This is a genomic window from Aeromicrobium sp. S22, from assembly GCF_009661045.1.
GTDB lineage: Bacteria > Actinomycetota > Actinomycetes > Propionibacteriales > Nocardioidaceae > Aeromicrobium > Aeromicrobium yanjiei.
The window spans coordinates 831,655-843,853 of record NZ_WJWV01000001.1 but is presented as its reverse complement, the minus strand read 5'-3'; the positions used below and the strand labels follow the sequence as shown (position 1 = coordinate 843,853).

The 12,199-nt window shown below is 71.0% G+C and carries 13 protein-coding genes; 3 read left to right on the top strand and 10 right to left on the bottom strand.

Going from position 1 to position 12,199, the window contains the following annotated elements; translation table 11 throughout:
* Positions 1 to 28: 28 nt before the first annotated feature.
* A complete protein-coding gene (locus GEV27_RS18210) occupies positions 29 to 436 on the top strand; it encodes a DUF2530 domain-containing protein (RefSeq protein WP_243838768.1) in 408 nt (135 codons plus the stop codon).
* A gap of 97 nt (positions 437 to 533) precedes the next feature.
* Here the strand turns inward: GEV27_RS18210 and GEV27_RS04230 are convergent, their stop codons facing one another.
* Both GEV27_RS04230 and GEV27_RS04225 read right to left on the bottom strand, forming a co-directional pair.
* Positions 534 to 2,102 carry an MDR family MFS transporter gene (locus tag GEV27_RS04230; RefSeq protein WP_153933518.1) on the bottom strand — a complete coding sequence of 523 codons (1,569 nt, stop codon included), beginning with the start codon at positions 2,100 to 2,102 and terminating at the stop codon, positions 534 to 536.
* An 86-nt stretch (positions 2,103 to 2,188) separates the two neighbouring features.
* Complete coding sequence (locus GEV27_RS04225) at positions 2,189 to 2,935, bottom strand: DUF3027 domain-containing protein (RefSeq protein WP_153654119.1); 747 nt, start codon at positions 2,933 to 2,935, stop codon at positions 2,189 to 2,191.
* A 61-nt stretch (positions 2,936 to 2,996) separates the two neighbouring features.
* Between GEV27_RS04225 and GEV27_RS04220 the strand changes: the two genes are divergently transcribed.
* Positions 2,997 to 4,451, top strand: coding sequence for an MFS transporter (locus GEV27_RS04220; RefSeq protein WP_194944119.1), 1,455 nt, complete (start codon positions 2,997 to 2,999; stop codon positions 4,449 to 4,451).
* A gap of 10 nt (positions 4,452 to 4,461) precedes the next feature.
* Here GEV27_RS04220 and GEV27_RS04215 read toward each other — a convergent pair whose 3' ends face one another.
* From GEV27_RS04215 to GEV27_RS04200, 4 genes are all read right to left on the bottom strand, one after another.
* Complete coding sequence (locus GEV27_RS04215) at positions 4,462 to 4,857, bottom strand: cold-shock protein (RefSeq protein ID WP_153654123.1); 396 nt, start codon at positions 4,855 to 4,857, stop codon at positions 4,462 to 4,464.
* 100 nt (positions 4,858 to 4,957) lie between these two features.
* Complete coding sequence (locus GEV27_RS04210) at positions 4,958 to 6,007, bottom strand: YihY/virulence factor BrkB family protein (RefSeq protein WP_153654124.1); 1,050 nt, start codon at positions 6,005 to 6,007, stop codon at positions 4,958 to 4,960.
* Positions 6,004 to 6,399, bottom strand: coding sequence for a type II toxin-antitoxin system PemK/MazF family toxin (locus GEV27_RS18205; RefSeq protein ID WP_309222021.1), 396 nt, complete (start codon positions 6,397 to 6,399; stop codon positions 6,004 to 6,006). The genes GEV27_RS04210 and GEV27_RS18205 overlap by 4 nt, the downstream gene beginning before the upstream one ends.
* Positions 6,400 to 6,443: 44 nt before the next feature.
* Positions 6,444 to 6,965 (bottom strand): RNA polymerase sigma factor, encoded by a 522-nt coding sequence (locus GEV27_RS04200; RefSeq protein ID WP_153933516.1) that lies wholly within the window; start codon positions 6,963 to 6,965, stop codon positions 6,444 to 6,446.
* Between the two features lie 101 nt (positions 6,966 to 7,066).
* Between GEV27_RS04200 and GEV27_RS04195 the strand changes: the two genes are divergently transcribed.
* The gene (locus GEV27_RS04195; protein ID WP_153933515.1) at positions 7,067 to 7,657 is read left to right on the top strand and encodes a hypothetical protein; all 591 of its coding nucleotides are present in this window, start codon (positions 7,067 to 7,069) and stop codon (positions 7,655 to 7,657) included.
* Here GEV27_RS04195 and GEV27_RS04190 read toward each other — a convergent pair.
* The 4 genes from GEV27_RS04190 to GEV27_RS04175 form a co-directional block, all read right to left on the bottom strand.
* A complete protein-coding gene (locus GEV27_RS04190) occupies positions 7,623 to 9,221 on the bottom strand; it encodes an AMP-binding protein (RefSeq protein WP_228764917.1) in 1,599 nt (532 codons plus the stop codon). The genes GEV27_RS04195 and GEV27_RS04190 overlap by 35 nt on opposite strands.
* A gap of 91 nt (positions 9,222 to 9,312) precedes the next feature.
* Positions 9,313 to 10,737, bottom strand: a complete 1,425-nt coding sequence (locus tag GEV27_RS04185; protein WP_153910116.1) for an exopolysaccharide biosynthesis polyprenyl glycosylphosphotransferase — start codon at positions 10,735 to 10,737, stop codon at positions 9,313 to 9,315.
* A gap of 2 nt (positions 10,738 to 10,739) precedes the next feature.
* Positions 10,740 to 11,693: a glycosyltransferase family 2 protein gene (locus tag GEV27_RS04180; RefSeq protein ID WP_153654134.1), complete on the bottom strand. Its 954-nt coding sequence runs from the start codon at positions 11,691 to 11,693 to the stop codon at positions 10,740 to 10,742.
* Positions 11,690 to 12,127 (bottom strand): adenylyltransferase/cytidyltransferase family protein, encoded by a 438-nt coding sequence (locus GEV27_RS04175; RefSeq protein ID WP_243838770.1) that lies wholly within the window; start codon positions 12,125 to 12,127, stop codon positions 11,690 to 11,692. The genes GEV27_RS04180 and GEV27_RS04175 overlap by 4 nt, the downstream gene beginning before the upstream one ends.
* Positions 12,128 to 12,199: the final 72 nt, after the last annotated feature.

Sequence of the window (12,199 nt, the reverse complement as noted above, 5' to 3'; positions counted from 1 at the left end):
CGATGATCGCGGCGGGTAGTGTGAACGTGTGAGCGACGAGGACGAGTGGGCGATCCGCCAGAGCGACGGACCCGAGACCATCGAGCGCAAGATGGGCCACCGGGAGATCGCCCGGCTGGAGCGCGCCGCCCGCCGTCATGAGTTCGGCCGGCCCGAGCTCACCGAGCTCGAGATCGGCAAGACGACGCACCGCGTCGCCGAGGTCGAGCCGATGGACGTCGACGGCGTCCGCACCATGACGGTCGGCACGATCGCCTGGGGCGTGCTCGCGATCGCCCTGCTGCCGTTCCTCGGCACGCTGGAGGAGAACGGCCGCACGTGGTGGCTGTGGACCGCGGTCGCCGGCTTCGGCCTCGGCTGCATCGGCATCGAGTACTGCCGCCGTCGTCGCAACGCCCTGCGCATGCAGCCCGGCCGCCGCCGCGCCGGCGACTGACCCGCCCCCAGCCCCACCCCAGCCCCAGCCCAGATTTGCGGACTCCTGCACCGAATTCCTCGCGGAAACGGTGCAGAAGTACGCAAATCTGGGGGGGTCAGGCGTCGGTGCCGGCGTCGGCGTCTTTGCGGACCGTGAGGCGCAGCGGCGCCTCGCGGATCAGCAGCGCGGCGAGCAGGCTGAGCACCGAGACGATCGCGGCGACCATGAAGATCGTGCCGGTCGCGTCGCCGTACGCCTCGCGGACGATCTCGGCCACCTGCGGCGGCAGGTTCTTGACGTCGAGCAGCGAGCCGCCCGCACCGGAGGACTCGACCCCGAGCGCCGCGAGCTTGGACGTGACGTCGCCCTTGACCTGCGAGGCGAGGATCGCGCCCAGCACCGAGACGCCCACCGCGCCACCGAGGGAGCGGAAGAAGGCGACCGTCGCGCTGGCCGCGCCGACCTGGGAGACGTCCACCGTGTTCTGCACCGCGAGCACGTAGTTCTGCAGCAGCATGCCCATGCCGATGCCGAGGAACGCCATGAAGACCATCGCGTGCCACTCCGGGGTGGTGTGGTCGATCGTGGCGAGCAGCCCGCAGCCGATGATCAGGGAGACCGAGCCGATCACGAGGAAGCGCTTCCACCTGCCGTAGCGGGTGATCAGCTGGCCCGAGACGATCGTGCCGACCAGCGAGCCGAGCATCAGCGGGATCGTGAGCAGACCCGCCTGGGTGGGGGTGCGACCGCCGGCGACCTGGAAGTACTGGCCGATGAAGACCGAGCCACCGAACATCGCGATGCCGACGGCGACGCTGCCCACGATCGCGAGCGCGGTGGTGCGCTCGCGGACGACCGACAGCGGGACGAGGGGCTCGGGGTGACGCAGCTCGACCCGTACCGCGATCGCGCCGGCCAGGAGCGTGCCGCCGAGGTACGCGGCGCTCTGCCAGGAGACCCAGTCGAACGAGTCACCTGCGAAGGTGACCCAGAGCAGCGGGAGGCTGGCCGCGATCGCGATGAAGATCGCGCCGAAGTAGTCGAAGTTGACCTTGCGGCGCACCGTGGCGATGCGCAGGTACTTCTGCAGCACGACCAGGCTGATGACCGCGAGCGGCACGCAGACGAAGAACGTCCAGCGCCAGCCCAGCCCGGGGGTGTCGACGATGAGCCCGCCGAGCAGCGGTCCACTGACCGTCGCGACGGCCATCGTCGCGCCCATGTAGCCGCTGTAGCGGCCGCGCTGGCGCGGCGGGATGATAGAGCCGATGATCGACTGCGCGTTGGCGGTCAGGCCACCCATCGCGACACCCTGGACGACGCGCATCGCGATCAGCTCGGGCACGTTGCGGGACAGCCCCGCGAGCATCGAGCCGATCACGAACAGCACGATCGAGATCTGCACCAGGACCTTCTTGTTGACCAGGTCCGAGAGCTTGCCCCACACGGGGGTGGACACGGTCATGGCGAGCAGCGAGGCCGTGACGACCCAGGTGTACTGGGTCTGCGAGCCCTCCAGGTCCGCGATGATCGTCGGCAGCGCATTCGACACGATCGTGCTGCTGATGATCGCCGTGAACAGCGCCGCGAGGAGGCCGAACAGGACCTCCATGATCTCGCGGTGCGACAGCTCGCCCTGGACGGCTGGTGCCCGGCCGGCGCCGGCCTCGGTGCTTAGTTGCATGCAGCAACCATACGTTGGCGCCGAAGGGTCCGCAACAGCGACAGCCCCACGTGAGCAGTCTCACATGGGGCTGTCGGGCGTACGTGTCAGAGTCCGTCGACCTCGTCGAGCGTCAGCGTGTCGAAGACCGGCGGCGGCAGCTCCTGGGCGCTCGCCGCGCGGCTGAGCCGGGCACCGGAGTGGGCCCCGCACCCGTGGTCGAACGAGACCACGCGGCCGTCGTCATTGGCCATGCCGTTGGCGCAGACCCCGAACCGGTCCGACAGCGGGCCGGCCAGGCTCACCAGGAATCCGCAGGAGTGGCACACTCCCCCGGCCTGCTGGGCGATGGGTGCGTCGGGTCCCTGGTCGCCGCCCTGCCAGCGATCGGCGGCCATCTCGCGGCCCTCGAGCGACAGGACCCACTCGCGGCCGAGGCCGACCTCGCGGGCGAAGAAGCGGTCAGGCGTCTGCTCCTCACCGTCGCCGGCCGACCACGCGGGCACGAGTCGCAGATCGTCCTCGTCGGGCGGCAGCACGTCACCAGGGCTCAGGTCGCCCGGGCGGATGCGGTCGCGGTACGGCGTCCAGGCCGGCGCGATGATCGCGTCGTCACCGGGCAGCAGCACGACGTCGTTGATCGTCACGACATCGCTGTCGGGGGCGCGCGAGACGCTGACCGACCAGTACCAGCCGACGTAGCCGGGCATCAGGCACGCGAAGTGGTGCGAGACCAGACGCTCGCCGTCCTCGACGACCCGCAGGTGATCGCCCACGGCTCCGGCGTCGGCAGCGCCGTCGGCCGCCGCACGGGCGATGTCGACGGCTGCGGACAGCTGGGAATCACTGGACATTCGTCAATTGTGACCCATGTCCGGGGGCACGCCGATCCCGGGGTGAGGCAGGATGAAGAGCATGGAGGAACCCGAGGGGCCGTACGACTACGCGAGCGATCCGGCGTACGCACGCGAGCCGTCCGGGGCCGGGACCCCACCCCCCTCCTCGCCCTCCCGACTCGCTCGCACGGCGCACGGGATCGGGCGGGCGTCGCGCAGCACCGCCCACGTCGTCGCCAAGGGCAGCACCGTCGCGTTCACCGGCGCCCGCCGCTTCACGCACTCCGGCGGAGCGGGCGAGAGCGGCTTCTCCCGCCTGCTCGAGCTGCACGCGTTCAACACCGCAGGTGACGCCGCCGTCGCGATCTCGCTGGCGGGGACGCTGTTCTTCACGGTGCCGACCGGTGAGGCCACGGGCCAGGTCGCGCTCTTCCTCGTCCTGACGATGCTGCCGTTCGCGATCGTCGCTCCCCTGATCGGGCCGTTCCTCGACCGCTTCCGCCGTGGTCGCAGGTGGGCCATCGGAGCGACCCTCGCGATCCGCGCGTTCTGCTGCTGGGTCCTGGCGGGCGCGGTCGCCGACGCCTCCCCCGCGTTCTACTTCGCGGCGCTCGGCTGCCTCGTGTCGTCCAAGGCGTACGGCGTGACGCGGGCGTCGGCCGTCCCCCGGCTGCTGCCCGAGACGTTCACGCTGGTCAAGGCCAACTCGCGCATCTCGCTGACGGGCACGGGCGCCGCCGCGATCTCCGCACCGCTGGCCGTCGGCGCGGCCACGATCGGTGCCGACTGGGCCCTGCGCTACGCGGCGCTGCTGTTCGCGATCGGGACGATCCTGGCGATCCTGCTGCCGGCGAAGGTCGACTCCAGCGAGGGCGAGGAGCCCGTCGACCTGGCCGGGCACGCCACCTCCGGCCCCCAGAAGGGTCTCAGCATCAGCCGCGCGGTCGTCAACGCCCTGCGCAGCAACTCGGGGCTGCGGCTGCTCTCGGGGTTCTTGACGATCTTCATGGCGTTCACGCTGCGTGAGCCCCCCGCGTCGATGGGCTGGGACGGCAACGCGACGATCCTGCTCGGCCTCGTGGTCGGCGGCGCCGGCGCGGGCAACACGATCGGCACACTCATCGGCTCGGCCGCGAGCACCCGCCGCCCCGAGCAGGTCGTGGTCGGCGTCCTGGTCCTCGACGTCGTCGTGCTGGCCGTGGTCGGCGTGTTCTTCACGTGGTGGACCGCGGTGATCCTCGGCCTGACCGTCGGCATCTGCCAGTCCCTGGGCAAGCTCAGCCTCGACGCGCTGATCCAGCGCGACGTGCCCGAGCGCGTACGCACCAGCATGTTCGCGCGGTCGGAGACGCTGCTGCAGCTCGGCTGGGTGACCGGGGGCCTGATCGGCATCGGGCTGTTCAGCCTCGACGCGACGCCCCAGGTCGGCGCGCTCGTGATCGGCGGCCTGCTGATCGTCTGGCTCGGATTCGTGCTGACCCGGGCGCGTCGGCCCGAGCCGGCGGTCGCGACGTCACGCCGCCCTCAGACGTGAGCCGCTCCGCTCAGAGCTCGAGCTCGCTCGCCACGGCGCGCAGCACCTGGGCGACCGGCTTGGCCTTCTTGGCGTCGGGGTGCCGGCCGTGACGGTAGGACTCGCCGATCGAGTCGAGCATCCGGATCAGGTCCTCGACGATGACGGCCATCGCCTCGGGATCCTTGCGACGGGCCTGCTGCTGCGCCCGTGAGACCGAGCTGACGGGCTCGAGGACACGCACCTGCAGGGCCTGGTCACCCCGGCTGCCCTGCACGATCCCGAACTCGACGCGGGTGCCGGCCTTGAGGGTCGTCACCCCGTCGGGCAGCGCGTCTGAGCGCACGTGGACGTCAGGACCGTTCTCCTGGGTCAGGAAGCCGAAGCCCTTGCCTGCGTCGTACCACTTGACTTTGCCCGTGGGCATGATGCCACCTTCATGTCGCTGTGATCAGGACGACCGATGGTCGTACGCCCAGACTAGTCGGCCGGTGGTCCCCCCGGCACCGCGAGCACGTCGCGGCGCCTCAGGAGGCGTCGGCGGAGGGTTGCTGAGCGGTCTCGTCGGCCTCGCGCGGCACCTGCGGCGTACGGTCGGCGAAGGTCACCTCGACGGACTCGAACCCCTTGTGCCGCTGCGCCTTGGCGTACGCCACGTAGGCCCGCTGATCCGCGGGCGTGAGGATCACATTGTCCGTGAACGGCGTCAGGAGGGCTCGCGGGTACAGGCGACGACGGAGCACCACATTCACCTCCAGGCCCAGCACGGCCATGATCGACGCGATGTAGATGAACGCGACGAGGCCGAGGACCAGGGCGAACGTCTGGTTGACCTGGTTGTCCGCCTTGCCGATGACCTCGCGGACGTACGTGTTGCCGATCCACTGCAGCGCCTGCCACAGCGCCCCGGTCACAGCCGCCCCGGGGACCACGGCGCGCGGCTTGGCGCGTCCGAGGCTCACGAGACGGAAGATCGCGGTGAAGATGAGGACCGTCAGCAAGAAGCTCGCGAGCTGCACGAGGCGGCCGAGCGCGGGCCCGAGGTCCGTGCCGATGACGCCTGGGTTGGACAGCACGGACGTGGTGATCGCGAGCGCCATGATGCCGATGCCACCGACGAGCAGGAACGCCAGGCTGCGCAGCCTCAGCAGGAACGGGTTGGCACGGCTGTTGCGCGGCACGGACCAGGCGATGTTGGCGGCATTCTGGATCGCCTGGCCCAGCCCCATCGCACCGTACGTCGCCGTCACCGCACCGACGATGATCGCGCCGGTGCTGCCCTGCAGTCCCTCGGGACGGCCGAGCTGGTCGCCGACGATCGGGAACTGGCTGAGCGCCGAGTCGAGCAGGCGGTCGCGCAGCCCCTCGTCGCCCTGCAGGATGAACCCGAGGATCGAGGTGCTGAGCAGAAGCAGCGGGAAGATCGCGATGAACGCGTAGTAGGTGATGATGGCCGAGAGATAGGCGCCTTGGTCGTCGAAGTACTTGTAGATGACCGCGATCGGGAAGCCGACCACCGGGTGCTTGCGCTGGAATCGATCGATCCTGCCGATCGGCCGAGGACCCTCCTCGCTCACGGCGTCCTCGGCGGGACGGGGAGGTACGGCTCGAGCGCGCTCACGACGGCGTCGAAGCGGGGCTCGTCGAGCACCGCACCCTCGCGCCGCACGTCGGCCGGGTCGATCAGGAGGAAGCGGTTGAGGCGCACCTCGCTGGGCCGGCCCTCGCGGTCCCACGGACCCACTCCGATGTCGAGCCAGAACCGACCGTCCCGCGCCTCCTGCTCGTGATCGCGGTCGTGGTCCTTCGAGGTCATCATCAGGCCGACGAGCGACGCCCCGTCGTGGGCGATCAGGAGGACCGGCCGGTCCTTGCCCTGGGCCGGATCGTCCTCGTACGGGACCCACGTCCACACGACCTCCCCCGGATCCGGCCGCCCGTCCGGATGGGGGTCGTAGGCGATGTCCACCCGGCAAGCCTGCCACAGCGGAGCGCGTCGGCACGCCAGCGCGCTCAAGCGGCCAGTGTTCGTCCGAGGTAGGCGCTGCGCAGACCCGCGCGGGCGCGAGTGCCCAGCGCAGAGACCGCATTGGCCGACATGCCGAGCTCGGCAGCCAGCTCGTGCGGCCGTCGGCCCTCCACCTCGAGCTGCCACAGCACGCGCTGCCATCGCTCCGGCAGCGTCCGGTACGCCTCGCGCACCTCGTCGTCGAGCTCGGGCAGCGAGGTGGGCGTCGCCAGCCCCTCGATCTCGGCGGTCGGCTCGCACCGCCGCCCCTGCGCCCGCCGCCGCGCCGCCTCGTGGCGGACTGCCGTCAGCAGATAGGCCCGGAAGGACGCCACGGGTCCGCGGCCCGCGCAGATCTGCGCCAGCACCCGCGCGAACGACTCGGACACCACGTCGTCGACGTCCTCGCGGCTCGTGGACCGTCGGGCGACCCGCTCCGCCACCGCTCGGTGGCGCACGAACAGCACCCCGTACGCCTCGCGGTCCCCGGTCCGGGCCAGCACCACCAGCTCTGCGTCTGTGTCCATGGGACCAGTTATCGCCGACCCGGCAGGGCTGCCACCAGTGCCGTGACCCCTGCCTGTGGACAACCGGGACCGCCGGCGCCCGTCGCGGCGAGACTGGCGCCGTGGAGACCTTGACCCTCACCGAGCTGGCCCGCCGCATGGGCCGGCGCTGGGTCACGCTCCTGGCCGGGGCCGGCGCGGGGCTGGCCCTCGGGCTCGCGACCCACATCGTGCTACCGACCCGCTACGAGGCGGTTGCTGTCCTGCGGATCGACGGGCCCGACCCCGCGCGCATCGACATGGCCGCCGAGGAGGCGCTGGCCTCGTCGCGGCGTGTCACGGCCGAGGCGCGGGACGCCCTCGGGGAGTCCGGCCTCTCGATCCGCGAGCTCGAGGACGCGGTCTCGGCCACGACGGTCAAGGAGTCCCGCGTCCTGCAGGTGTCATACGCCGCGGACGACCCGAGGCGGGCGGCCCGCGCGGCGGACGCGGTCGCCAACGCATATCTCGCGGTCCGGGCCGTCGACGCGAGACGGCTCGGCGGGCGAGCGGCCTCGACCGCCGAGGTCATCGACCCCGCACGCACGCCCACGGCCCCGCTCGGACCGGGTCGCCCGACGTCAGCGCTCGGCGGGCTGGCCCTGGGGCTGCTGCTCGCGGCGCCGGTCTCGGCGCGGCCTACTGCTCGAACGCGGGCAGGTCGCGCTTCATGACCTTGCCGGTCGGGTTGCGCGGGAGCTCGTCCAGGAACATCGTGCGCGCCGGCACCGCGAACCGGGCCACCCGGCCCTTGGCGTACGCCGCGACGTCCTCCTCGCTGAGCGAGCTGCCCTCGCGCACGACGACGTACGCGGCGAGGACCTGGCCGAACCTCTCGTCGTCGATGCCCGTGACCACCACGTCGGAGATGTCCGGGTGCTCGACCAGCGCGTCCTCCAGCTCGCGGGGGAACACGTTCTCCCCGCCAGAGATGACCATGTCGTCGTCACGGCCCGAGACGAACAGGCGACCGTTCTCGTCGAAGTGGCCCACGTCGCCGGTGTTCATCAGGCCGTCCGCGAACGCCTTGCTGTTGCCGTCGGTGTAGCCGCCGAACGGCATGTCGTTGCCGACGTGGATCACGCCGGTCTCACCCTGCGGCACCTCGCGACCGTCGGGGTCGAGGACCTTGACCGTGGTCCTGAAGGGCGGCACCCCCGCGGTGCCGGGCGCCTCGCGCAGGTCACGGGGTCCGGCGATCGTGACCCAGCCGGTCTCGGTCGCACCGTAGAAGTTGTAGACGGAGTCCGTGAACAGGTCCATGTAGCGGTTGGCGAGGTCGCCGCCGAGCGCCGAGCCGCTGCTCGCGGTGATGCGCAGCGACGAGACGTCGGTCCGGGCGATGACGTCCGGGTCGGCGTCGACCATGCGCTGCATCATCAGCGGCACGACGACCAGCGCCTCCGCGCGGTGCTGCTCGACGTCGCGGAGCACCTGCTCGGGATCGAAGCGCCGCCGCAGGACGTAGGTCGGCACGGTCGAGAGGTTGAACGCGAAGTTGAGCAGTCCCCACGAGTGGAACAGCGGCGCCGCGATGACGATCGTGGAGCGGCCGCGGTACGGGATCGCGCCGAAGAAGGCGATCAGCGGCCTCAGGTCCTTGGGCTCCTCACGGCGGGCTCCCTTGGGCAGGCCCGTGGTGCCGGACGTGAAGATGATGATCTGCCCGTGGCGCGACGGCTTCGGGTGCGCCTTCGCCGAGAGCCCGCGGGCGAGCCCGGACACCGTCGGCAGGTCCGCGGGAGCGTCGGCGTCCGCCCAGCCGAGGACGATCGTGGACCGGTCGACGTCTTGCGCGACGTCCAGGAACTCCTGGTCCACGATGACGCACGAGGCGTCCTCGCGCTCCGCGAGCTCGGCGAGCTGGGAGCGGCTCGCCATGGTGTTGAGCAGCAGCACCCGGGCACCCACCTGCATGATCGCGACGATCGCGACGACCATGTGGCGGTGGTTGCGGGCGAGCACCGCGATCGAGTCACCGGGCTCCACGCCACGGTCCTTGAGCGCCTGCGTGAACCGGTTGACCTCGGCCGAGAGCTCGGACCACGTGATCTCGCCCGCCTCGTCGACGATCGCCGCCTGACCCGGGAAGCGCGCGGCCGCGGAGTGGACCCCCGACGGCAGGCCCGGCCCCCACTTGGCGAGCTGGATCCCGGCGCCGAGCAGGCGGTGGGGCGGGACCGGCCGCAGCATGCCGATACGGCGCACGACCTTCAGCGTGTAGCCCAGCTCAGTCATGGATCCTCGTTCCGCAGCGGTGGCCCGACCGTATCCGTCGGGACGACCCGAGCGAGTGTAACAACGAGTTACAGCATCTTCCAGAGCGCTGCTAGAGCGCTCCGTCGCGGGCCAGCACGGCTCGGACGGTGCGCGCGAGGATCGCCAGGTCCAGCCGCAGGTTCCAGTTGTTGACGTACTGCAGGTCCATGCGGATCGACTCCTCCCAGGAGAGCGACGAGCGTCCGCTGACCTGCCACAGCCCCGTGAGGCCCGGCTTGACGTGCAGGCGTCGCCAGACCCACTCGCTGTACTGGGAGGTCTCGGACGGCAGCGCGGGACGCGGCCCGACGAGCGACATCTCCCCCCGGAGCACGTTGACCAGCTGCGGGAGCTCGTCGATCGAGGTGCTGCGCAGCACGCGCCCGAAGCGGGTCACCCGTGGGTCGTTGGTCAGCTTGAACAGCGGACCGGCACCCTCGTTGCGCTTGCGGAGGGACGGGAGGCGCTTCTCCGCATCCACGACCATGGTGCGGAACTTCCAGATCGTGAACGGTCGGCCGTCCTGGCCCGAGCGCTCCTGCTTGAAGATCGCAGGTCCGCGGGAGCCGAGACGGATCAGCACCGCGATGAGCAGCAGGAGGGGTGACAGCACCAGCAGGAGAACGGCGGCCGTGACCCGGTCGAGCACCGACTTGAGCGCCAGCGACATGAGGTGGTCGTTGGGGGCGCGCAGCGACAGCGCGATCTGGTCGCCCACCCGCCGGGGGCGGAGGAACTCGACGTGATCGCTCATGTCGGCGACCACGAGGCACTCGACCTCGGCCCGCTGCAGCGCCCACGCGAGATGACGCAGCGCGGGCGTGGAGAGCGCCCGCCCGCTGGCGATGACGACCGACGTGGCCTGGCGCTGCACGACAGCCGCGAGGACCTCGCGGACGACCTCGGCGAGCCCGTCGTCGGACACCGCACCGACGGGGGCGAGCTCGTGCGGCGACCGCCACGAGCAGGTCGCGACGACGTTGACGTCCTTGCGCTTCGCCCAGCGCGACTCGAGCCGCCGCACGGACTCCACCTGGCCCACCAGGATGGTCGGGGTGCGCCGCAGGAGCTGGCGGTGCAGCACCGCGGAGAGCGACAGGACCACCGGCGCGGCGGCGACTGCGACCGCCGCCTGCCGGACGAGCTCGGTGTTCGGCGCGTCACCGAGGACGAAGCCGAAGGACGCGAGACCGAGGATCTCCACGAAACGGATCGCCGGCTTGAACGAGCGGGCCCGCTCGAAGGCGCGCAGGGCGGCGAAGCTGTAGAGCAGCCAGATCGCGACCAGCCCCACGACCCCTGCCTGCCACGACAGCGGCAGGGCGAAGTGGCGGTGCGCGAGATACCACGTGACCGCGAGGGCAGCGGCGTAGCCGATCACGCCCTGGCGCAGCACCGCCCGCGGGGCGCGGCTCAGCCTGGTGCCCCGCACGGCACGCGCGGTGACGTCGGTCTCGAGACCCATCAGCGGGGTGCTCACGTTCATCACGGCCATGCCTAGATCCCCTTCCCCGCGAGATTGGCGACCCGCGCCACGACGTCGGCGGACAGCAGCCGGAACGAGATCAGCAGGCCGAGCCAGGCGCGGACGTCGTGCCGCCGTGCGCCCAGCGCCCGACGGAGCCAGGGCCGCGCCTCACGTCGGCGACCGGCCGCGGCGAGCGCGAAACCTATCTGCGAGCTCATCCGCGCGAGCGCCGCGGGGTCCTCACGGAGGCCCGGATGCTTGTCGAGCAGATAGGTCAGCCCCTCGGCGTACTGCGCCCACCTGCCGTAGAAGAACGACTGCCCGGACCAGCGGACCGAGACCAAGGGCTCGTTGACGAGCCGGATCGGGGCGACCTGCGAGGTCGTCAGCAGCACGTCGTAGTCCTCGCCGTACGCCCCGGGAAGCTCCTCGTCGATCATGCCGACGGTGTCGACGAGCACGGACCGGCGAAAGACGAAGCTGCTCGAGTGCAGCCCCGCGATGCGGTCCCGCACGAGGTCGTCGTGGGTGACCACGGTCAGTGGGACGGGGCGTTGGTGGGTGCGGCGACCGTCGTCGACCTCCATGGCCGTGCCGACGAGGCCCACCTCGGGATGGGCCGCGAACACGGCCATCTGCGCCTCGAGCTTGCCGGGCAGCCAGTGGTCGTCGTCGTCGAGGAAGGCCACGAACTCGTGCGAGGCGGCGAGGATCCCGGTGTTGCGGGCCCCGGCCAGGCCCCGCACGCGGTCGTTCGTGACGGCCCGCAGGACGCGAAGGGGTGAGGTCTCGACGGCGGGGAGCTCGGGCTCGCACGCGTCGAAGACCACGATGATCTCGATCGGGCCGGAATAGGTCTGGTCCACGATGCTCTGCACGGCCCGCCTCATGAGCTCGGGACGGCGGTGCGTGGGGACGACCGCGGTGATGGGCGGGCACACGTCGGTGCCCGCGGTCGACGGACGCCGCTCGGAGGCGATCACTCGCCGCGCTCCGTCAGGAACGAACGCAGCATCGAGCTGGAGGTGTGCCGCGTGTAGGGGAAGTAGACGACGTCCACGTCGAGAGCGGCCATCGCGCGCTCCAGCCGATAGCCCTTGGGTGTCCCCTGCCAGTCGTTGCCCTTGAAGATCGCGTCGAACGGGCGCTGCTCCCAGGCCGCGACCTTGTCCTCGGACCGGTCGATGATGACCTCGTCGACGATCCCGAGCGCGGAGATGATGTCGATCCGCTCGTCACAGGGCACGACCGGGGGGCGACCCTTCAGGTTCTCGACGTACTCGTCGCTCGCGACCCCCACCACGAGGTGGTCACAGCGGTTGCGCGCCCGCCGCAGCAGGTTGAGGTGTCCGACGTGGAACATGTCGAAGACGCCACTGGAGTAGCCGACGTCGTACCTGGGGCGCACATCACTCACGGATTCCATGCCTTCACTCGGTGTCGACATGGAAGAGACCGCTGCCGCTGCTTCGTGACGGGAACGTGACGA